Source organism: Variovorax sp. GW531-E2, assembly GCF_059423125.1.
Genome location: NZ_JBWKXQ010000007.1, coordinates 16,132 through 37,384, shown reverse-complemented (window position 1 = coordinate 37,384; position 21,253 = coordinate 16,132). Strand labels below are relative to the sequence as shown.

Annotated in this window: 18 protein-coding genes; 6 read left to right on the top strand and 12 right to left on the bottom strand. The window is 67.7% G+C overall.

From position 1 onward, the window contains the following. The first annotated feature begins 103 nt into the window (after positions 1-103). Positions 104-1,369, top strand: a complete 1,266-nt coding sequence (gene rho / locus AC07XP_RS06785; protein ID WP_062473130.1) for a transcription termination factor Rho — start codon at positions 104-106, stop codon at positions 1,367-1,369. A 55-nt stretch (positions 1,370-1,424) separates the two neighbouring features. On the opposite strand, the gene AC07XP_RS06780 is transcribed toward rho, so the two are convergent. Continuing rightward, the gene (locus tag AC07XP_RS06780; RefSeq protein WP_495264183.1) at positions 1,425-2,492 is read right to left on the bottom strand and encodes an oxidoreductase; all 1,068 of its coding nucleotides are present in this window, start codon (positions 2,490-2,492) and stop codon (positions 1,425-1,427) included. Positions 2,493-2,689: 197 nt separating this feature from the next. On the opposite strand from AC07XP_RS06780, the gene AC07XP_RS06775 reads away from it, so the two are divergent. The 3 genes from AC07XP_RS06775 (at position 2,690) to AC07XP_RS06765 (ending at position 6,130) form a co-directional block, all read left to right on the top strand. After that, a complete protein-coding gene (locus AC07XP_RS06775) occupies positions 2,690-2,950 on the top strand; it encodes a type B 50S ribosomal protein L31 (RefSeq protein ID WP_056580149.1) in 261 nt (86 codons plus the stop codon). A 90-nt stretch (positions 2,951-3,040) separates the two neighbouring features. Next, a complete protein-coding gene (locus AC07XP_RS06770) occupies positions 3,041-4,768 on the top strand; it encodes a hypothetical protein (RefSeq protein WP_495264182.1) in 1,728 nt (575 codons plus the stop codon). Positions 4,769-4,771: 3 nt separating this feature from the next. Continuing rightward, positions 4,772-6,130, top strand: a complete 1,359-nt coding sequence (locus AC07XP_RS06765; protein ID WP_495264181.1) for an MATE family efflux transporter — start codon at positions 4,772-4,774, stop codon at positions 6,128-6,130. Between the two features lie 16 nt (positions 6,131-6,146). On the opposite strand, the gene phoR is transcribed toward AC07XP_RS06765, so the two are convergent. The 7 genes from phoR to pstS are packed head-to-tail and all read right to left on the bottom strand — an operon-like array spanning position 6,147 to position 12,813. Then, positions 6,147-7,484 carry a phosphate regulon sensor histidine kinase PhoR gene (gene phoR / locus AC07XP_RS06760; RefSeq protein ID WP_307693032.1) on the bottom strand — a complete coding sequence of 446 codons (1,338 nt, stop codon included), beginning with the start codon at positions 7,482-7,484 and terminating at the stop codon, positions 6,147-6,149. A 44-nt stretch (positions 7,485-7,528) separates the two neighbouring features. Beyond that, positions 7,529-8,221, bottom strand: coding sequence for a phosphate regulon transcriptional regulator PhoB (gene phoB, locus AC07XP_RS06755; protein ID WP_062473140.1), 693 nt, complete (start codon positions 8,219-8,221; stop codon positions 7,529-7,531). A 31-nt stretch (positions 8,222-8,252) separates the two neighbouring features. Then, the gene (gene phoU, locus AC07XP_RS06750) at positions 8,253-8,954 is read right to left on the bottom strand and encodes a phosphate signaling complex protein PhoU (protein ID WP_062473142.1); all 702 of its coding nucleotides are present in this window, start codon (positions 8,952-8,954) and stop codon (positions 8,253-8,255) included. A 19-nt stretch (positions 8,955-8,973) separates the two neighbouring features. Beyond that, complete coding sequence (gene pstB, locus AC07XP_RS06745; protein WP_056580144.1) at positions 8,974-9,759, bottom strand: phosphate ABC transporter ATP-binding protein PstB; 786 nt, start codon at positions 9,757-9,759, stop codon at positions 8,974-8,976. A gap of 17 nt (positions 9,760-9,776) precedes the next feature. Then, positions 9,777-10,661 carry a phosphate ABC transporter permease PstA gene (gene pstA / locus AC07XP_RS06740; protein ID WP_095950235.1) on the bottom strand — a complete coding sequence of 295 codons (885 nt, stop codon included), beginning with the start codon at positions 10,659-10,661 and terminating at the stop codon, positions 9,777-9,779. Then, positions 10,658-11,740, bottom strand: a complete 1,083-nt coding sequence (gene pstC / locus AC07XP_RS06735; protein ID WP_139140218.1) for a phosphate ABC transporter permease subunit PstC — start codon at positions 11,738-11,740, stop codon at positions 10,658-10,660. Before pstC ends, pstA begins: the two co-directional genes overlap by 4 nt. A 38-nt stretch (positions 11,741-11,778) precedes the next feature. Continuing rightward, a complete protein-coding gene (gene pstS / locus AC07XP_RS06730; protein ID WP_062473144.1) occupies positions 11,779-12,813 on the bottom strand; it encodes a phosphate ABC transporter substrate-binding protein PstS in 1,035 nt (344 codons plus the stop codon). Between the two features lie 249 nt (positions 12,814-13,062). Between pstS and AC07XP_RS06725 the strand changes: the two genes are divergently transcribed. Beyond that, positions 13,063-14,583, top strand: a complete 1,521-nt coding sequence (locus AC07XP_RS06725) for a Ppx/GppA phosphatase family protein (protein ID WP_307635620.1) — start codon at positions 13,063-13,065, stop codon at positions 14,581-14,583. Positions 14,584-14,589: 6 nt separating this feature from the next. Here the strand turns inward: AC07XP_RS06725 and AC07XP_RS06720 are convergent, their stop codons facing one another. The 4 genes from AC07XP_RS06720 to AC07XP_RS06705 form a co-directional block, all read right to left on the bottom strand. Continuing rightward, positions 14,590-15,441 (bottom strand): hypothetical protein, encoded by an 852-nt coding sequence (locus tag AC07XP_RS06720; RefSeq protein WP_492741475.1) that lies wholly within the window; start codon positions 15,439-15,441, stop codon positions 14,590-14,592. Between the two features lie 228 nt (positions 15,442-15,669). Then, positions 15,670-16,131: a SixA phosphatase family protein gene (locus AC07XP_RS06715; protein WP_062473174.1), complete on the bottom strand. Its 462-nt coding sequence runs from the start codon at positions 16,129-16,131 to the stop codon at positions 15,670-15,672. A gap of 31 nt (positions 16,132-16,162) precedes the next feature. After that, positions 16,163-18,490: a polyphosphate kinase 1 gene (gene ppk1 / locus AC07XP_RS06710; RefSeq protein ID WP_495264180.1), complete on the bottom strand. Its 2,328-nt coding sequence runs from the start codon at positions 18,488-18,490 to the stop codon at positions 16,163-16,165. Beyond that, a complete protein-coding gene (locus AC07XP_RS06705; protein WP_495264179.1) occupies positions 18,487-19,401 on the bottom strand; it encodes a GNAT family N-acetyltransferase in 915 nt (304 codons plus the stop codon). The genes ppk1 and AC07XP_RS06705 overlap by 4 nt, the downstream gene beginning before the upstream one ends. A 158-nt stretch (positions 19,402-19,559) precedes the next feature. Between AC07XP_RS06705 and AC07XP_RS06700 the strand changes: the two genes are divergently transcribed. After that, on the top strand, positions 19,560-21,236 hold the full coding sequence (locus AC07XP_RS06700) for an FAD-dependent oxidoreductase (protein ID WP_495264178.1): 1,677 nt from the start codon (positions 19,560-19,562) through the stop codon (positions 21,234-21,236). The last annotated feature ends 17 nt before the right edge of the window (positions 21,237-21,253 follow it).

Sequence of the window (21,253 nt, the reverse complement as noted above, 5' to 3'; positions counted from 1 at the left end):
TCATCAGGCAACCGGTTCGAGTTCCCCGGTTCGTGAGGCAGTTCTTGCCCCACATCAAACCTCCCCCCGTTCCCGATTCGATTACCCCTCCAGGGGTCGTTCCATGCACTTAAACGAACTCAAGGCACTCCACGTGTCTGAAGTCTTCAAGCAGGCTGAGGCGCTTGAGATCGAAAACATCGGCCGCATGCGCAAGCAAGAGCTGATGTTCGCGATCATCAAGAAGCGCGCCAAGGCCGGCGAACAGGTCTTCGCCGACGGTGTGCTCGAAATCCTGCCCGACGGCTTCGGCTTCCTGCGCAGCCCGGACACCAGCTTCACGGCCAGCACCGACGACATCTACATCTCGCCCAGCCAGGTGCGGCGCTTCAACCTGCACACCGGCGACATGATCGAAGGTGAAGTGCGCACGCCCAAGGACGGCGAGCGCTACTTCGCACTGACCAAGCTGGACAAGGTCAACGACGGCGCACCCGAAGCCAACAAGCACAAGGTGATGTTCGAGAATCTGACGCCGCTGTTCCCCAAGGAACAGATGAAGCTGGAACGCGAAGGCGTCAAGGGCGAAGAGAACCTCACCGGCCGCATCATCGACATCATCGCCCCCATCGGCAAAGGCCAGCGCGCCCTGCTCGTGGCGCCGCCCAAGAGCGGCAAGACGGTGATGATGCAGCACATCGCCCACGCGATCAGCGCCAACTACCCCGACGTGCACATGATGGTGCTGCTCGTGGACGAGCGCCCTGAAGAAGTGACCGAAATGCAGCGCACGGTGAAGGGCGAAGTCATCGCTTCGACCTTCGACGAGCCCGCAGCGCGCCACGTGCACGTCGCCGAAATGGTGATCGAGCGCGCCAAGCGCCTGGTCGAACTCAAGAAGGACGTGGTGATCCTGCTGGACTCGATCACGCGTCTGGCCCGCGCCTACAACAACGTCGTGCCCTCGTCGGGCAAGGTGCTGACCGGCGGTGTGGACTCCAACGCACTGCAGCGCCCCAAGCGCTTCCTGGGCGCCGCGCGCAACGTGGAAGAAGGCGGCTCGCTGACCATCATCGGCACCGCGCTGATCGACACCGGCAGCCGCATGGACGAAGTGATCTTCGAAGAGTTCAAGGGCACCGGCAACTCCGAAATCCACCTGGACCGCCGCCTGTACGAAAAGCGCGTGTTCCCCTCGATCCAGCTCAACCGCAGCGGCACGCGCCGTGAAGAGCTGCTGCTGGCGCCCGAGATCCTGCAGAAGACCCGCATCCTGCGCCAGCTCATGTACAACATGGACGAGATCGAGTCGATGGAGCTGATGCTCAAGAACATGAAGGCGACCAAGACCAATGTCGAGTTCTTCGACATGATGCGTCGCGGCGGCTGAGCTTCAGGCTCTTCCGCAAAAAGCGCGTTGGCCCTCACGGGTCAACGCGCTTTTTTCATGGGCGCTCGATGCGGATGGCGCGGCCTTCGGCAGCGCTCTGGCGGCCGATGTCGAGCAGCTCCATCAGTGCGACGGCCTGCGCGGGTGGCACGGGATTGGGCCCCTTGCCGAGGATCGCATCGCGGACCGCCGCGTAGTAGGCGACGTAGTTGCCGGCCTGCGTCGGCACCGCGCGAAAGTGCGGGGCGCCGTCGCTGCCCGTCAGCGTGAGTTCGCCGTCGAGCGGATCGCCCCCCCACCCTTCCGCCGGCGGCCGCTGGCCGGCGCGCAGTGCGTCTTCCTGCGGATCGACGCCGTGCTTGACGTAACTGCCGCGCGTGCCTTGCACGATGTAGCGCGGCGCCGCATGGGCCGCGAGCGTCGTGGCGTGCAGCACCAGGCGCAGCGGCGCATGAGGGCCGCTCTCGTAGCGCAGCACGGCGTGGAAATAGTCTTCGACCAGCGCGCCGTCGCGCAAAGCGGCCGTGTCGAGCTGCAGCGTGTCGGGCCGGCCGAAAAGCTGCACGGCCTGGTCGAGCAGGTGCGAGCCCAGGTCCACCCACAGGCCCGCGCCCGGCACGGGCTGCTCCCGCCACCGCTCGCGAACCTCGGGACGGAACCGGTCGAAATGCGATTCCAGATACACCGGGCGCCCCAGATCGCCAGACGCCAGGACCTGCTGGAGCGTCAGGAAATCGGCGTCGAAACGCCGGTTCTGGTAGACCGAGAGCACGCGATTGTTGCGCGTAGACAACAATTCGAGATCCCGCGCTTCGGCCACATCGAGCGTGAACGGCTTGTCAACGACCACGTGCTTGCCCGCCTCCAGCGCCGCCTTGGCGACCGGATGGTGCTGGGCATTGGGCGTCGCCACCACCACGAGGTCGATGTCCGTCCGGGCGACCAGCGCCGCCACGTCGGGCACCACGGCCACGCCGGGCCAGTCGGCATGCACCTTGTGCGGCTGCGAGCTCGCCACGGCCGCCAGTTCGAGTCCCGGAACGGCCGAGAGCACCGGCGCATGGAAGGTCTGGCCGGCAAAACCGTAGCCGACGAGGCCGGCGCGAAGGGGTGTAGAAGTCATGGGAGGGCCCGGTTTGCTCGCAATTGGGGCAGTATGCGATAATCATGGGCTCCGCGAAAAGTGCGGCTGGGCACGTCGCCCGGCTTCCTTGGCCTTCACTTCACGTCAAGACCTCAGGGCGGCGCGCCAGATTGCTGGCACGCTGGTGGCTCTCGCATCGACCGCGCATTGATTCCAACAGCGCAAAAGGAAACACCATGGCAAAAGAAGGCATCCACCCGAATTACCGCGAAGTTCTGTTCGTCGACATGTCGAACGGCTTCAAGTTCGTGACCCGTTCGTGCGCGAACACCAAGGAAATGGGCAAGACCGACGACGGCCGCGAGCTGCCCCTGTTCAAGCTCGACACCACGAGCGAATCGCATCCCTTCTACACCGGCACGCAAAAGTCGGTGGACAACATGGGTGGTCGCGTCGAGAAGTTCCGCAACCGCTTCGGCAAGACCGCTGCCAAGTAATCAGGCACGCGCTCTGGCGTCGAGGGCAGCCCGGTTTACCGCGCTGCCCTTTTTCTTTCCAATCACCCCTTCGCCTCTTCCGCCTCGCCCTTGAACCAGCCGACCCCCGCGATCGTTGCCCAGAATGCCGTACGCCGGCTGCCGCGCGTCGCGTTGCTGCTGCTGTGCGCGGCCTACCTGCTGCCGGGCCTGCTCGGCCGGGGCCCCTGGAAGAGCGCCGACATCACGGCCTTCGGCTACATGGCCGAGCTGGCCCGCAGCACCGAGGGCATCGCCCGCTGGTTCGATCCGCTGCTGCTGGGCATGCGCCCCGAGACCCCCGCGCTGATCCCCTACTGGATCGGCGCCTGGGCGATCCAGCTCGCCCCCTCGTGGGTCAACCCCGACCTGGCCGTGCGCTTCGTGTTCGCGCTGATGCTGTGGGGCACCTTCACCGCGACCTGGTACGCCGTCTACTACCTCGCCCGCACGCCGCGCGCCCAGCCCGTGGCCTTTGCCTTCGGCGGCGAGGCGCGCCCGACCGACTACGCCCGCGCCATCGCCGACGGCGGCCTGCTGGCGCTGATCGCTTCGCTGGGCCTGGCACAGCTCGGACATGAAACCACGCCCGCGCTGGCGCAGCTGTACTTCGCCTCGCACCTCTTCTACGGCGTCGCCGCACTGCCCTACCGACGCGTCGGCCCGGTGATCGCACTCGTGGTCGGCACTCTCGGCATGACGCTGAGCGGCGGGCCGACGGTCGGCCTCGCGCTGGCGATCGGCAGCGCCGTGTACATGGCCTACGAACGCCACCAGCGTGCCATCCGTGCAGCGGAAGGCTACAGCGACGACGAGAGCCCCGGCTTCACGCTGGGCGCGCTGCTGACGATGGTCGGCATCACCGTACTGGCCGCCGTGCTGGTCTTCGGTCTGGGCCTGGCGCAATGGAAGATCACGCTGGGCCACTCGCTGCTGTCCGACGTGCGCAGCCAGGCCAAGCTGCTGCTGTGGTTCACCTGGCCGGTCTGGCCGCTCGCGATCTGGACGCTCTGGCGCTGGCGCCGCCAGTGGCTCGAGCGCCACGTCGCGCTGCCGCTGTGGTTCGCGCTGGTACCGCTGGCCGCCACCTGGACCACCGACTTCTCCGACCGCTCCCTGCTGCTGGCCCTGCCCGCCTTCGCCACGCTGGCAGCCTTTGCGCTGCCGACCTTCCGGCGCAGCGCGGCGGCGCTGATCGACTGGTTCAACGTGCTGTTCTTCAGCGGCCTGGCCGTGCTCGGCTGGATGTACTGGATCGCCATGCTGACCGGCGCGCCGCGCAAGCCGGCCGCCAGCGTGGCGCGGCTGGTGCCGGGCTTCGTGGCCGAGTTCTCGCCGGTGGCCTTCGTGCTCGCCCTGGCCGCCACGCTGGCCTGGTGCTGGCTGGTGCGCTGGCGCACCGGGCGCCATCGCGCCGCGCTCTGGAAGACGCTGGTGCTGCCGGCCGGCGGCACCGCGCTGTGCTGGATGCTGCTGATGACGCTGTGGCTGCCGTCCATCGACTACGCGCGCAGCTACGTCCCGCAGGTGCGCGCCGTGACCGAGCGCATCGGCCACCCGCGCTGCGTTGCCGAGCTGGCGCTGAGCCGGCCGCACGTCGCGGCGCTGCGCCACCACGGCAACCTCAACCTGCAGCCGCTGCTGCTGGGCAACGACTGCCCGTGGCTGCTCGTGAGCCCCGACACCATCGAACGGCTGCACACCATCATCCCGCTGGAACAGTGGCGCTTCAGCGGCACCCTGCGCCGTCCCAGCAGCCCGGCGGACGACCTGCTGCTCTACGAAAAGATCGTGCGCTGACCCGTGAGCAGCAGCACGCACGGGAACGAACGCGGACTCATCGCACGGCACGCCGGCACGGTGCTGATCGGCCAGCTGGCCGTGATGGCCTTCGGCGTGGCCGACACCATCATCGCGGGCCGTTATTCCGAAGGCGCGCTGGCCGCGCTGTCGGTGGGCGCCGCCATCTTCGTCAGCGTGTATGTCTCGCTGATGGGCGTGCTGCAGGCGCTGCTGCCGGTGTGGGCCGAACTGCACGGCGCCAACCGGGGCAGCGAGATCGGCCGCTCGGTGCGCCAGTCGCTCTACCTCGCAGCCATCGCCGTCGTGGTCGGCATGACCGTGCTGCTGCTGCCCGGCGCCGCGCTGCGCTGGACGCAGGTGCCCGCCGACATGCGCGGCGAGGTCGAGGCCTACCTCGCGGTGCTGGCCTTTGCGCTGGCACCCGCCCTGCTCTTTCGCCTCTTCAGCACGCTGAACCAGAGCCTGGGCAAGCCCAAGCTCGTGACCTGGCTGCAGCTGGCCTCGCTGCTCGTGAAGCTGCCGCTGTCGGTCTGGTTCACTTTCGGTGGTGCCGGCCTGCCGGCGATGGGGCTGGTGGGTTGCGCCTGGGCCACGCTGTGCGTGAACTGGGCCATGCTGGGCTGCGCGGTCTGGCTGCTGCGCCACGGCGCGTTCTACCGCGGCTACCAGCTGTGGGAACGCATCGAGGCGCCCGACTGGCGCCAGATCCGCCTGTTCGCGCGGCTGGGCGTGCCCGGTGGCCTCGCGGTGCTGGTGGAAGTGACGTCGTTCACGCTGATGGCGCTCTTCATCGCGCGCCTGGGCACCGCGGCCGCGGCCGCGCACCAGATCGCCTCGAACCTGCTGGCCGTGGCCTACATGACGCCGCTGTCGCTCGCCATCGCGACCAGCGCGCGCGTGAGCTTCTGGCTCGGTGCCGGCGACAGCGCCCGGGCGCGCCATGCCTGCCGGCTGGGCTTCGAGCTCACCGCCCTGTTCGCGCTGCTCTATGCCGGCGCGATGGCCGTGTTCCGCACGCAGCTCGCCAACGTGTACTCCGACAACCCGGCCGTGATCGCGATGGCGGCGGCGCTGCTGACCACGGTGGCGCTGTATCACATCGCCGATGCGTTCCAGACGCTGTGCGTCTTCGTGCTGCGCTGCTACCGCGTGACGCTGGCACCGCTGGTCATCTACTGCGCGATGCTCTGGGGCATGGGGCTGGGCGGCAGCTACCTGCTGGCCTACCGCGGCCTGGGGCCGTGGCCGGCCATGCAGTCGCCGCTGGCTTTCTGGCTCATGAGCGCCGCGGCGCTGGCGCTCACCGCGCTGTTGTTCGTGGCGCTGCTGCGCTGGACGATGAAGGCGCGGGCCCACTGAGGGCCACGCGGCTCGCTTACTTGCTCATCACGCGCGCTTCGCGCACGCGCGTCGCCGGGAACAGCAGCGCGAAGCGGCTGCCCTTGCCCACCGTGCTTTCGATCCGCAGCTCGGTGCCGTGGCGCTGCGCGATGTGCTTCACGATCGCCAGCCCGAGCCCCGTGCCACCGGTCTCGCGCGAGCGGCTGCGGTCGATGCGATAGAAGCGCTCGGTGAGCCGCGGAATGTGCTCGGCGGCAATGCCCGGGCCCGTGTCGCGCACGGCGTATTCACCGCGCCCGTCGGGCAGCACCCGCCAGGTCACGACCACCTCGCCGCCGCCCGGCGTGTAGCGGATGGCGTTGCTCACGAGATTCGACATCGCACTTTGCAACTCGGTCGGCGCGCCCGACAGCTCGGACTCGGCCTCGGACGTGAACGTGAGCCGGTGCCCCTGCGGCGTGAGCCGGCCCGACAGGCCGCGTCCTTCGTCTTCGCACTGCGCCAGCAGCGCGCGCATGCGCACCCACTGGTTGCCTGACGGCGCCGCGCTGCCTTCGAGGCGCGACAGCGTCAGCAGGTCGTTCACCAGCGTTTCCATGCGGTGCGACTGCTGCCCCATCAGCGACAGGTAGCGCGTGCGCTCGTCGGCATCCAGCGGCAGGTTCTGCAGCGTCTCGACGAAGCCCGCCAGCACCGTGAGCGGCGTGCGGATCTCGTGCGACACGTTGGCCACGAAGTCGCGCCGCATCGCCTCGGCCTGCTCCAGCGCCGTGATGTCGCGCGTGAGCAGCATGCGCCGGTTGCCGGCGTAGGGATGCACCTGCACCGACAACCGCACCGGATGGCCGCGATGCTGTGCATGCACGAGACCGGGCGCATCGATGACGACGTCGCGGCTGTAGTTCCACGAGGCCAGGTAGGCCACGAACGCCGGATCGCGCACGAGGTTCGCCAGATGCTGCAGCAGGTCGCGCTCGGCATCGATGCCGAACTGCCCCGCCGCCGTCTGGTTGCACCACTCGATGCGGCCCTGCTCGTCGAGCAGCACCACGCCGTTGGGCGACGCCTGGATGGCGGCCAGGAATTCCTGCAGCCGGTCTTCGGCCTGCCGGGTCTGTTGTTCGCGCTCTCGCAGCAGCTTGCGGATGCGCTCCGAGAGCTCGCCCCACACGCCCGGCCCGCGCGACGGTAGCCCGGCTGCGTCGTTGCGCAGCACGCGCAGCAGGCGTTCGGCGCGCCAGGCATCGAAGCCCAGCCAGAGCACCGCGCCCAGCCAGGCACCCAGCCAGCCGTACTTCCAGCCGAAAAGGCCGACAGCACCCGCCGCAATTGCGAGGGACGCTATTAAAAAAGTAGCAATACGGAAAGGCATGGCGGGCGATTATCCGCGCCCGCCGCCGAGGCTCACGGCGCTGCTCACACCGTGACTTGGGCCGTCAGCCGGTAACCCGCTCCGCGAACGGTTTCCACCATCGGCGCAGCCACGCCCAGCGACTCACGCAGGCGCTTGACGTGCACGTCGACCGTGCGTTCCTCGATGTAGACGTGGTCGCCCCACACCTTGTCCAGCAGCTGCGCGCGGCTGTGCACGCGCTCGGCATGCTGCATCAGGTAGGCCAGCAGCTTGAACTCGGTCGGGCCGACCTTCAGCGCCCCGCCCTGCCACGTCACGCGGTGGGTGGAGGTGTCGAGGGCCAGTTCGCCGATCTCGACGCGCTCGGTCACCACCTCGGGCGCGCGGCGGCGCAGCACGGCGCGGATGCGCGCCAGCATTTCCTGGGTGGAGAACGGCTTGGTGATGTAGTCGTCGGCCCCGGCATCGAGGCCGGCGACCTTGTCGGGCTCGTCGCCGCGCGCCGTGAGCATCAGGATCGGGATGGCCTTGGTGCGCGGGTCTTTGCGCCACTGGCGCGCGAGCTGCAGGCCGCTCTGGCCCGGCAGCATCCAGTCGAGCAGGATCAGGTCCGGCAGGAAGGCGTCGATTTCACGCTGGGCGGCGGCACCGTCTTCGGACCAGATCGGCTCGAAGCCGTTGTGGCGCAGGTTGACGGCGATCAGCTCGGCGATCGAGGATTCGTCTTCGACGATCAGGACTCTTGGTTTCTTCATGCGTTATGGGGAGTCTTTGCGGCGACGGTCGTCACTGCAATGCCGACTCGATTTCCTCCATCGAAGTGTGCCGCACATCGGCGCCCTTGACGATGTAGATGATGAACTCGGCGATGTTCTTGGCGTGGTCGCCGATGCGTTCGATGGCCTTGGCCAGGAACAGCAGGTCCAGGCTGGCGGAGATGGTGCGCGGGTCTTCCATCATGTAGGTGACCAGCTTGCGCACGAAGCCGTCGAACTCCTTGTCGATGAGGTCGTCGTCCTTGAGGATCGACAGCGCGGCGGCCGTGTCCAGGCGCGCGAAGGCGTCCAGCGCGGTGCGCAGCAGGTTCGAGGCCAGGTCGGCGGCAATGCGCAGCTCGGTGGTGGGCAGCTGGCGAGCCGAACCGCTCTCGATGATCGACTTGACCATGCGCGCGATCTTGTTGGCCTCGTCGCCCACGCGCTCCAGGTTGGCGGTGGTCTTGCTGATGGCGATCAAGAGGCGCAGGTCGCGCGCCGTGGGCTGGCGACGGGCGATGATCGACGACAGCTCGCGGTCGATCTCGATCTCCATCGCGTTGACGCGGTGCTCGGTCTCCATCACGCGGTCGGCGGCTTCGGCGTCGAACTGCAGCAGGGCGTACACGGCCTGGTGGATCTGCGACTCGACCATGCCGCCGAGCTCCATCACGCGCGACGAGACGCCGTTGAGTTCGCTGTCGAACTGGCTGGAAAGGTGTTTCTCGGTCATGGTGTTGTTTCCTTTGACTTCAACCGAAGCGGCCGGTGATGTAGTCCTCGGTCTCCTTGCGCTGCGGCTTGAAGAACATCTGTTCTGTGGCACCGAACTCGATCAGGTCGCCGAGGTACATGTAGGCGGTGTAGTCGCTGCAGCGGGCGGCCTGCTGCATGTTGTGGGTCACGATGACCACGGTGTACTCGTTTTTCAGCTCGGCGATCAACTCTTCGATCTTCGCGGTCGAGATCGGGTCGAGTGCCGAACACGGTTCGTCGAGCAGCAGCACTTCGGGCTTGATCGCGATGCCGCGTGCAATGCACAGGCGCTGCTGCTGGCCGCCGGAGAGGCCCGAGCCGCTTTGCTGCAGCTTGTCGCGCACTTCGGTCCACAGGGCTGCCTTCTTCAGGGCCCACTCGACGCGGTCGTCCATTTCGCTGGCCGACAGATTTTCGAACAGCTTCACGCCGAAGGCGATGTTGTCGTAGATCGACATCGGGAACGGCGTGGGCTTCTGGAACACCATGCCGACCTTGGCGCGGATCAGCGCCACGTCCTGCTTGGACGTGAGCAGGTTCTCGCCGTCCAGCGCAATGGTGCCTTCGGCGCGCTGCTCGGGGTACAGCTCGAACATGCGGTTGAAGGTGCGCAGCAGGGTCGACTTGCCGCAGCCCGACGGGCCGATGAAGGCCGTGACCTTGTTCTCGGGGATCTCGAGGTTGATGCCCTTGAGCGCGTGGAACTTGCCGTAGTAGAAGTTCAGGTCCTTGACCGAGATCTTCGAGCGCGACGGTTGTTGTTGTGCGACGGTGTTTGGCATGTTGGCGCCTTCTTGATTTAGTGTTTGTTGCGCGTCAGCACGCGCGCCAGGATGTTGAGGGCAAGCACGGCGACGGTGATCAGGAACACACCGGCCCAGGCCAGTTGTTGCCAGTTCTCGTACGGGCTCATGGCGAACTTGAAGATCGTGACCGGCAGGCTGGCCATCGGCTGGCTCACGTCGGCGGTCCAGAACTGGTTGTTCAGCGCGGTGAAAAGCAGCGGCGCGGTTTCGCCGGCGATGCGGGCCACGGCCAGCAGCACACCTGTGACCACACCGGCGCGCGCGGCGCGCAGTGTGATGCTGAGAATGACCTTCCACTTCGGCGTGCCCAGTGCGTAGGCCGCTTCACGCAGGCCCGGCGGCACCAGCTGCAGCATGTTCTCGGTGGTGCGGATCACCACCGGAATCACGATGAGCGCCAGCGACAGTGCGCCGGCCAGGCCCGAGAAGGTCTTGAAGTAGGCCACCACCACGGCGTAGACGAACAGGCCGATCACGATCGAGGGTGCCGACAGCAGGATGTCGTTGACGAAGCGCGTGATCGAGGCCAGCAAGCCCTTGGGGTTGTACTCGGCCAGGTAGATGCCGGCCATGATGCCGATGGGCGTGCCCACGAAGGTCGCCAGCATCACCATCACGAACGAGCCGAAGATGGCGTTGGCGATGCCGCCCGCCTCGTTCGGCGGCGGCGTCATCTCGGTGAAGGTGGCCAGCGCCAGGCCGCCCACGCCCTGGCGCAGCGTTTCCCACAGGATCCACACGAGCCAGAACACGCCGAACGCCATCGCGGCGAGCGACAGCGTGAGGGCGATCTTGTTGACGCGGTTGCGCGCGGCGAACTTCGCCTGGCGCGTCTCTGCCAGGGTCTTGGCGTTGATCAGGTTTTGCGCGGTGCTCACGACTTGGTTCCTTCGCTCTTCTTCATCTGGGCCAGCAGCATCTTCGAGAGCGACAGCACGACGAAGGTGATGAAGAACAGCACGAGGCCGAGGTACATCAGCGCGGCCTGGTGCAGGCCCGCGCCGGCTTCGGCGAATTCATTGGCGAGGGCCGAGGTGATGCTGTTGGCCGCCTCGAACACCGACAGGGAGTTGAGCTGGTTCATGTTGCCGATCACGAAGGTGACGGCCATGGTCTCGCCCAGTGCGCGGCCGAGGCCGAGCATGATGCCGCCGATCACGCCGGCCTTGGTGTAGGGCAGCACGACCTTGGAGACGACTTCCCAGGTGGTGGAGCCCAGGCCGTAGGCCGACTCCTTGAGCAGCGCGGGCGTCACTTCGAACACGTCGCGCATCACCGAGGCGATGAACGGAATGATCATGATGGCCAGGATGATGCCGGCCGACAGAATGCCGATGCCCACGGGCGGGCCGGACACCAGGGCACCGAGGTACGGCACGCCGGCCAGCAGCTTCTGCAGCGGCTGCTGCACCCAGGTGGAAAGAATGGGGCCGAAGACCAGCAGGCCCCACATGCCGTACACGATGGACGGCACGGCAGCCAGCAGTTCAATGGCGGTGCCCAACGGGCGCTTGAGCCAGTTGGGCGAGAGTTCGGTCAGGAACAGCGCGATGCCGAAGCTCACCGGCACGGCGATCAGCAGCGCGATGAACGAGGTGGCCAGCGTGCCGTAGATCATCACAAGGCCGCCGTACTCGTCCTTCACCGGGTCCCACACGCTGCTCGTGAGGAAGCCGAGGCCGTACTTCGAAATGGCGGGCCAGGCACCGACGATCAGCGACAGCAGGATGCCGATCAGCATCGCGAGCGTCAGCAGCGCGGCGCCCTTGGCGGCCCAGCCGAAGATGCGGTCGGCCATGGGGCCGGAACGGGGCGCCTTCACGGGCGGCGGAGGAGCGGCAGAGGTGCGCGCGCGCTCGGCCGCAAGGTCGAGGGAGGCGGCAGCAGGGAGGGTGGATGACACGGGTCGCTCCGGCAAAGACGAAAGCGGCGCGTCCTGGAGCGAAGAGTTGCTCATGGGCGCGCCGTCCTGGAGGGTGGATGAAGGGTTGCTTCTTACTTGAACGCGACCGGCTTGCCCGATGCGTCCTTCACTTCACCCCATGCCTTGGCAATGGTGGCCTTCACGGCGTCGGGCATCGGCACGTAGTCGAGTTCGTCGGCCGTCTTGTCGCCGCCCTTGTAGGCCCAGTCGAAGAACTTCAGCACGGTGGTGGCGCTGGCGGGCTTGTCCTGCACCTTGTGCATCAGGATGAAGGTGGCGCCGGTGATGGGCCACGAATCCTTGCCAGCCTGGTTGGTCAGCACCTGGTAGAAGCTCTTGTTCCAGTCGGCACCGGCGGCGGCGGCCTTGAAGGCGCTGTCGTCGGGCGAGACGAACGTGCCGGCGGCGTTCTGCAGCTGCGCGTAGGTCATCTTGTTCTGCTTGACGTAGGCGTACTCGACGTAGCCGATTGAGTTGGGCAGGCGGTTCACGAAAGCGGCGACGCCTTCGTTGCCCTTGCCACCCGCGCCGGTGGGCCAGTTCACGGCCGTGCCTTCGCCGACCTTCGACTTCCACTCGGCGTTGACCTTGCTCAGGTAGTTGGTGAACAGGAAGCTGGTGCCCGAACCGTCGGCGCGGCGAACCGGGGCGATGGCGGCGTCAGGCAGGGCCAGCGACGCGTTCAGAGCCTTGATGGCGGGGTCGTTCCACTTGGTGATCTTGCCCAGGTAGATGTCGCCCAGCACCTGGCCATTGAGCTTCAGCTCGCCCGGCTTGATGCCGGGGATGTTCACCACGGGGATCACGCCGCCGATGACGGTGGGGAACTGCATCAGGCCCTTGGCTTGCAGTTCGTCGTCCTTCAGGGGAGCGTCCGAAGCGCCGAAGTCGACGGTCTTGGCTTCGATCTGCTTGAGGCCGGCACCCGAGCCGACCGACTGGTAGTTGATCTTGACGCCGGTGGCCTTGTTGAAGTCGGAAGCCCACTTGGCGTACAGCGGTGCGGGGAAGCTGGCGCCGGCGCCGGTCACGTCTTGTGCGAAGGCGGAAATGGAGAACAGCGCGGTCACGAGGCCGGCGGTTGCAAATTTGAACGTCGTTTTCATAAAGCTTCCTTGAGAAGTAAGAAGTAGTCCCTTTGGGGGCTCGAACGGACTCTAAAAAGCTTTTGTGACATCGATGTGACACCCCTTCTGTCGAGGGAAAATGCCGCTGCGCCACCCCTGTCGTGTGTGACGCTGTCACACAACCGTCATTCACCCCACCTAACCTCCAGCCCTCGCCGTGACGTGACTTGGGAGGCGGCGCCTGCTGTCACGGCGCTACGATCAGAGAACCGCCCTCTTCACTACAACATGCAAAACGGCACCCGCCTCGCAGCGGTCGATCTCGGCTCGAACAGCTTCAGGCTGGAAATCGGCCAGGTCGACCACGGACAGATCCACCGCACCGAGTACCTCAAGGAAACCGTGCGCCAGGGCAACGGCCTGGACAGCGCCCGCAACCTCACGACCGAAGCCATGCAGCGCGGCTGGGACGCCCTCGCCCGCTTCGGCGAGCGGCTGGCCGGCTTCAAGCGCTCTCAGGTGCGCGCCGTGGCCACGCAGACCCTGCGCGAAGCGCGCAACCGCGAAGAGTTCCTGTTGCGCGCGCGCACCATCCTGGGCTTCGGCATCGACGTGATCCCGGGCCGGGAAGAAGCCCGCCTGATCTACCAGGGCGTGGCACACCACCTGCCGCACACCGACGCGTCCGACCAGGAACGCCGGCTCGTCATCGACATCGGCGGGCGCTCCACTGAAATGATCATCGGCCACGCCCTCGAGGCCGAGCGCATGGAGTCGTACCGCGTGGGCAGCGTCGCCTGGTCGATGAAGCATTTCGGCGAAGGCCAGTTCACCGCCCCCGCCTTCCGCGCCGCCGAAGTAGCGGCCAAGGCCGTGCTGGACGACGCGCTCTCCAGCTACACCCGCGACCAGTGGGACGTGGCCTATGGCGCCTCCGGCACCATCGGCGCGGTGGGCGACGTGCTCGCGGCGGCCGGCGGCGAAGCCGGCCTTGTCACGCGCGAGGGCCTCGACTGGCTGCTCGACCGCCTGCTCAAGGCCGGCAGCATCGACAAGCTGCGCATCGACGGCATGCGCGAAGACCGCAAGGCCGTGATCGGCGGCGGCCTGAGCGTGCTGCGCGCGGTGTTCGATCTGCTCGACATCCAGGAAATGAAGGTCGCCCAGGGCGCCCTGCGCCACGGCGTGCTCTACGAGTTGCTCGAACGCGACGAGAGCGTGGCCGACATGCGCAGCGCCACGGTGACCCGGCTCGCCACCCGCTTCGCGGTCGATCCGGCCCAGGCCAAGCGCGTGAGCGACACCGCCGCCGCGCTGTTCGTGCAGCTGGCCCCCGCCGCACGCGGCGGCAGCACCTCGAGCCGCGCCGGGCGCGCGCTGCGCAAGCTCGGCTGGGCCGCGCAGCTGCACGAGATCGGCGCGCTGGTCTCGCACAGCGACTATCACAAGCACGGCGCCTACATCCTCGACAACACCGACGCGCCCGGCTTCGCGGTGAACGAACTGCACGCCCTCGGCCAGCTGGTGCTGGGCCAGCGCGGCAAGCTGCGCAAGCTCGAAGCCTCGCTGGACGACGAGACCTTCGTGATGCAGCTGCTGGCGCTGCGCCTGGCGGTGATCCTGTGCCACGCGCGCCGCGACCCCGAGCCGCAGGCGCTGAACCTCGCGGCACTCGGTGCCAGGGCCTTCACGATCGCCTGCGCGCCCGACTGGGCCGAGATGTACCCGCAGTCGGCGCACCTGCTGCGCGAGGAAGTGCTGGCCTGGCAAAAGACCGGCAACTGGCGCGTGGAACTCAGCGGCGCCTGAGCCGTTTCACTTCGTGTCGATGCCGGCCGTCTGCGTGACTGCCGCAGCGCTGGCCTTGCGCGGCTCGTCTTCCCCGAACAGGCTGACATAGGCCGGCTGCACGATCTGGTCAAGCCCGCGCTTCAACCCTTCGCGAGCGCCTGCAGTGTCCTTGAGCAAGCCGTCGTACAGGAGATAGGTCGGCTCGCTCACGTCGGCGACCTGCAACGTCTGGCCCACGACGGATTGCTTCTCGTCCCTGAGCAACTGCTCCACCCAGACGTACGGCTTGAAGCTCGATGTCGCATCGGCCGCGCCATAGGACGTCGTGATCCGCAAGATCAATGTGCTGTAGCCGGGCGTCGGCTGGAGCTCCTGCACCTGCATCTGCGCGTGCTCTCCGGTCGCGCGGAAGAAAGGCGTCAGCTTCACCTCGCGGCCACTGTCCCGCAGGCGCGCCGCCAGTCGCTCTGCGAACTGCCTGTTGAGCCCCATGGTCACTCCGCTGTTCTTCACTGCGGCCGTGAACTCCTTGCTGCGCTGGTCGGTCCGGGCGGCCATCGTCAGTCGGCTGTTGGTATCAACGGAGATGGCCACCAGCGCAGCGAGGGGTCCCAGAAACCCTGCGAAGCCCGTCAACCCCGACCCGCCGCCATCCGTGACGATCAGTTGGTCTTCCTGGTTGTAGATGAGCTCGACCTTCTCGATCGACCGGGCGACATCATGACGGGTCGGCGCCACAGGCGCGGCGGTGTTCGTCGCGCACCCCGACAGCAGGGCTGCGGCAACAAGCAGAAAAATCAGCGCCTTCAACCGCATGTCCGCGTCTGCACGCAGCATGTTCATGAAGCTTCCTGGCAGTGTGTTGAGCGGTTTCATGCGTCTTCCCCAGTGATGTGGTCGACCGGCACCGCTTCTTTCCCGCATCGGCGTCAAAAGCACGCTGCCGTGGAGTCACACTGTAGAAATTGCGCCGCGCGCGCGCATGAGTGCTTCGCCCCTTTTTCCGGGAGACAAGCGCCCTGCCAGCTCTGCCCGCAACCGTGACAAAGCGCCTGTCCGCAAGCGTCAGGCAGGGGTATTCCCGGCGAAGGACGGCTTTGGCAGCTAGAGAAGCTCGGGCGCCTGCACCGTCACCACGACGGTCTGCACGTCGCCGTCGCGCTCGCGGGTGCGGATCCACCACAGCGAGCCCTTGCGCACCGGGCAGCTGTCCTGCTTCAGGCCGAGCAGCATCGAGATGGCCTGGCCCAGCGAGGGCTGGTGGCCGATCACCAGCACCACCGACTTGCCGTTGGGCCAGCCCGTGGCGGCCAGCAGCGCGTCGGGGGTGGTGTCGGGCGACAGCTCGGAGCGCAGCTTGTATTTGCGGCCCAGCGCAAGCGCGGTCTGCTCGCAGCGGCGCGCCGGGCTGCACACGATGCGCGTGCCGTCGGGCAGTTGCCGGTCGAGCCAGGTGGCCATGCGCTTGGCCTGCTTTTCGCCGCGCGGGGTGAGCGAGCGCTGCATGTCGTCACACCCTTCGGTCCAGTCCTCGGCTTCGGCGTGACGCCAGAAGATCAAGTCCATGCTCATCGTCTTTCGAACTTCTTCTTCAATTTCAATTGCCGGACGCATCACGGTGGTTTCCTCGTGATGCATAGCGGCCCATCAAGGCGGCCTGGGCGCCATGCGCTTCGATCGCGGGGGACGCACCCGCCTCGCCGGGGTGCGTGTCATGGTCGACACGCCGGTAGATGCCGTCGCCGCCCAGGTCCCAGGCGTCGCGCCCATCGTGCAGGTAAGCCACCAGGCACTCGTCGATGAGGCGCTGGCGCAGGTTGGGGTCGGTCACGGGCCAGGCCAGCTCGATGCGCCGCATCATGTTGCGGTTCATCCAATCGGCGCTCGACAGGTAAAGCGACTCGTCCTCGCCATGGCGGAAATAGAACACCCGCGAATGCTCGAGGAAGCGCCCGATCACCGAGCGCACGCGCACGTTGTCGGTGAGACCCGGCACCTGCGCCGGCAGCGTGCAGGCGCCGCGCACGATGAGGTCGATCTTCACGCCCTTCTGCCCCGCGCGGATGAGCGCGCCGATGATCTCCTCGTCGGTCAGCGCGTTCATCTTTGCGACGATGCGCGTGGGCTCGCCGCTGGCGGCGGCCTGCCCCAGCGCATCGATGCGCGCGACCAGGTTCTTGTGCAGGTCGAAGGGCGCCAGCCACATGCGGTTGAGCTTGGGCAGGCGGCTCTGGCTGGCCATGTGCACGAACACGGCCTCCATGTCGGCGGTGAGCGCCGGGTCGGCCGTGAGGTGGCTGATGTCGGTGTACAGCCGTGCCGTGCGCGGGTTGTAGTTGCCGGTGGACAGATGGCCGTAGCGGCGCAGCTGCTTGCCCTCGCGGCGCGTCACCAGCAGCATCTTGGCGTGGGTCTTCAGGCCCACCACGCCGTACACCACCTGCGCACCGATCGACTCGAGCATCTCGGCCCAGTTGATGTTGGCCTCTTCGTCGAAGCGCGCCTTCAGTTCGACCACCACCGTCACTTCCTTGCCGCGGCGCACGGCTTCGCGCAGCAGGTCCATGAGCTCGGAGTCGGCGCCGGTGCGGTAGATGGTCTGCTTGATCGCCAGCACCTGCGGGTCGAGCACCGACTCGCGCAGGAAGGCCAGCACGCCGTCGAAGCTCTCGAAGGGCTGGTGGATCAGCACGTCGCCGCGCTGCAGCCGCTCGAAGAACGACTGGGCGGGCGACAGCGTGACGGGGAACGACGGCGCGTACGGAGGAAAACGCAGCTGCGGCTCGCCGATCAGGTCGATGAGCTGCGTGAGCCGCGCCAGGTTCACCGGGCCGTGCACGCGGTACAGCGCCTGCGGCGGCAGGTTGAACTGCGCCAGCAGGAAGCTCGCGAGCGATTCGGCGCAGCTGGCCGACACCTCCAGCCGCACGGCCTGGCCGTAGTGGCGGTGCTGCAGGCCCTGGCGCAGCGCGGTGCGCAGGTTCTTGACGTCTTCCTCGTCGACCGCGAGGTCGGAGTGGCGCGTGACGCGGAACTGCGAGAAGTCGCCCACCTCGCGGCCCGGGAACATGCTGGCCAGGTGCGCGCGCACCACGCTCGACAGCGCCACGAACAGCGTCTTGCCGTCCGACACCTTGGCCGGCATCTTGATCAGGCGCGGCAGCACGCGCGGCAGCTTGACGATCTGGATCGGGTTCTCTCGGCCGAAGGCGTCCTTGCCGCCCAGGCGCACGATGAAGTTCAGCGACTTGTTGGCCACCTGCGGGAACGGGTGCGCCGGGTCGAGCCCCACGGGGATCAGCAGCGGGCGCACTTCGCGCTCGAAGTACTCGCTGACCCACTTGCGCTGGGCCGGGTTGCGTTCGCCGTGCGACACGATGTGGATGCCGTGCGTGGCAAAGGTCGGCATCAGCTCGTCGTTGTACAGCGCGTACTGGCGCGCCACGAGCGTGTGGGCCGCTTCGGACAGGCGTTCGAAAGACTCGACCGTGTAGGTGCCCTTGCGGTCACCGGCGCTGCCCGCGCTCAGGTGCGGTGCGGCGCGGACTTCGAAGAACTCGTCGAGGTTCGACGACACGATGCACAGGTAGCGCAGCCGTTCGATCAGCGGCACTTCGGGCCGGTGGGCCCAGTCGAGCACGCGCTCGTTGAACGAGAGGATGCTGTGGTCGCGGTCCAGCAACGCGAACGAAGGCGCTTCGCCGGCGCGCGACGGGTCAGCGGAGAGGGAGGGCATGGGCACTGATTCTGGAGCAAGCGGCACGGGAGAACACGACGGCTGAAATATGACAGTGTCAACTTCGTCCGTGACAGTTCCATGACATTCGCGTGACGCGCCCTGCCCCACAGAGAGCGAACCTGACACATTCGTCGACAGCGAAGCAGCGTGCGGCCCGGCGTCGGGCCGGATGGCCGCCGGCTTCATGCGCCGAGGAAGTGCTTGCGGTAGCGCGCCGGCAGGTCGTCGATGCGCATCAGCATCGGCAGGTCGGCGGTGTTGAAGTCCGGGTCCCAGGCCGGCGCGCCGAGCACCTTGGCGCCCAGGCGCAGGTAACCCTTGATGAGCGCGGGCGGTTCCACGTCGAGCGCGCTGTCGAGCCGCTCGACCGGCAGCGGCAGGCGCGGCTGCACCTGGTACTGGATCGGCGCCAGGTGGCTGGCCGAGAGCTGGCGCCAGATGCTGGCCGCCGCGTCGCCGCTGGTCACGCCGTTGTGCGACATCGGGATGCTCGCGCAGCCGATCATGGTGTCGAGCTTGTTGCGGTGCATGAAGCCGGCGAGCGCGCCCCACAGCGCGAGGATCACGCCGCCCTGGCGGTGCTCGGCGTGCACGCAGCTGCGGCCCAGCTCGACCATGCGCTCGCGCAGGTCGCGCAGGCGGGTCAGGTCGAACTCGGTGTCGCTGTAGGTGCTGCCGACGCGGCGCGCCTGCGCGGGGGTCAGCACGCGGTAGGTGCCGATGACCTGGCCCGTGAGTTCGTCGCGCACCAGCAGGTGTTCGCAGAAGTCGTCGAACAGGTCGATGTCGTGGCCGGCCAGCGGCGTGGTCAGGCGTGCGCCCATCTCGCCGACGAACACGTCGTGACGCAGGCGTTGCGCGGCGCGCACGTCATCCAGATGACGCGCCCAGCTCACCGTGATGCCCGGCTTGGCTTCGACCACCGGCGGCACGATGACGGCCAGCGGCGCCTCGGGCACCGACGTGCGGGTGGCCAGTGCGGCGACGGTGGCGGCAGCGGCAACAACGGCGGGGGTTCCGGCCGCGGGTGCGGGCCACAAGGCTGCGCGCAGTCCGAGCTGCGAGAGCGGAAACGTCGGGTTCGGCAGTTCTTTCATGGGAAATCCCTTTCTGCTGACCGAGTCTGGACACGCGCAATGAAACCGGCATGTCAGCGGCGTGGCAGACACATGACGTTGTTACATCGCGCGTCAGCGTCGCTTTGGCGCCGCTTCGGCGTCTAATGCGGGGCATTCGCGACACGGAGTTCGACCCCATGGCCACCGACGCACCAGGCGCCAACAGCCGCCTGCACCAGACTTTCCCCGTCCTCAGTGACGCCGAGATGGCACGCATCGCCAGCTTCGGCAGCGTGCAGCGCTTTGCGCGCGGCGAGCGCCTGTTCACCGCCGGCGAGACCGGCGCCGGCATGTTCGTGCTGCTCAAGGGCGTGGTCGCCGTCACGCAGCGCGACGGCCTGGGCCACGTGGTGCCGATCGCGCGCCAGGGGCCGGGCGAATTCCTCGCAGAGGTCGGCCAGCTGAGCGGGCGCCCTGCCCTGGTCGACGGGCATGCCGACGAAGAGGTCGAGGCGCTGGTCGTGCCGCCGGACCGCTTGCGCGCGCTGCTGGTGGCCGAGGCCGACCTGGGAGAGCGCATCACCCGCGCGCTGATCCTGCGACGCGTGGCGCTCATCGAATCCGGTGCGGCGGGGCCGGTGCTGATCGGGCGGCCCGATTCGCCCGAAATGGCGCGGCTGGAGAACTTCCTGCGCCGCAACGGCCATCCTTATCACCTGGTCGACGCCGCCGCCGACGCCGATGCCGCCGCCCTGCTCGCCCAATACGGCCCCGACAAATTACTCGCTGTCTGCCCCGACGGCTCGGTGCTGGTCAACCCGAGCGACGAAGGCCTGGCGCGCTGCCTCGGCATGGTCGACACCGCGGCGCGCGACGAGCTCTACGACGTGGCCGTGGTCGGCGCCGGGCCGGCTGGCCTCGCGACCGCCGTGTATGCGGCCTCCGAAGGGCTGCGCGTGATCGTGCTCGACTGCCGCGCCTTCGGCGGACAAGCCGGCGCCAGCGCGCGCATCGAGAACTACCTGGGCTTTCCGACCGGCATCTCGGGGCAGGCGCTGGCGGGCCGCGCGTTCGTGCAGGCGCAGAAGTTCGGCGTCGAGATGCTGATCCCGGCGCAGGTCGCGGCGCTCGACTGCTCGCGCGAGAACGCGCTGGACAGCCTGGCGCTGAAGCTCACCGACGGCCGCACGATCAGCGCGCGCACGGTCGTCATTGCGAGCGGCGCGCGCTACCGCCGCCCCGGCGTGCCGCGCCTGGCCGAATTCGAAGGCCGCGGCATCTGGTACTGGGCCTCGGCCATCGAAGCCAAGATCTGCGCGCAGCAGGAAGTGGCGCTGGTGGGCGGCGGCAACTCGGCGGGCCAGGCGGCGGTGTTCCTGTCGCGCCATGCGGCCAAGGTCAACGTGCTGGTGCGCGGGCCGTCGCTGGCGGCCAGCATGTCGCGCTACCTCATCGACCGCATCGAGGCCACGCCCAACATCTCGCTGCAGCCGCACACCGAGCTCGTGCGGCTGCATGGCGCGCCCGAAGAAGGCCTGACCGGCGCCACCTGGCGCTGCCACACCTCGGGCCAGGAGCACGACTGCCCCGCGCGCAACATCTTCCTGTTCGTCGGCGCGGAGCCCGAGACATCATGGCTCGAAGGCTGCGGCGTGTCGGTCGACAAGCACGGCTTCGTGCTGACCGGCCCGGCCGCGAGCAGCGGCTTTCCGGCACGCCCGGCCACGGCCCTCGAATCGAGCGTGTCGGGCGTGTTCGCGGTGGGCGATGTGCGCTCGGGCTCGGTCAAGCGCGTGGGCGGCGCGATCGGCGAAGGCGCCGCGGTGGTGGCGCTGATTCACCAGCACCTGTCGTCGGCCTCGGCCGTGGCCTGAACCCTTCTTTTCCTGAA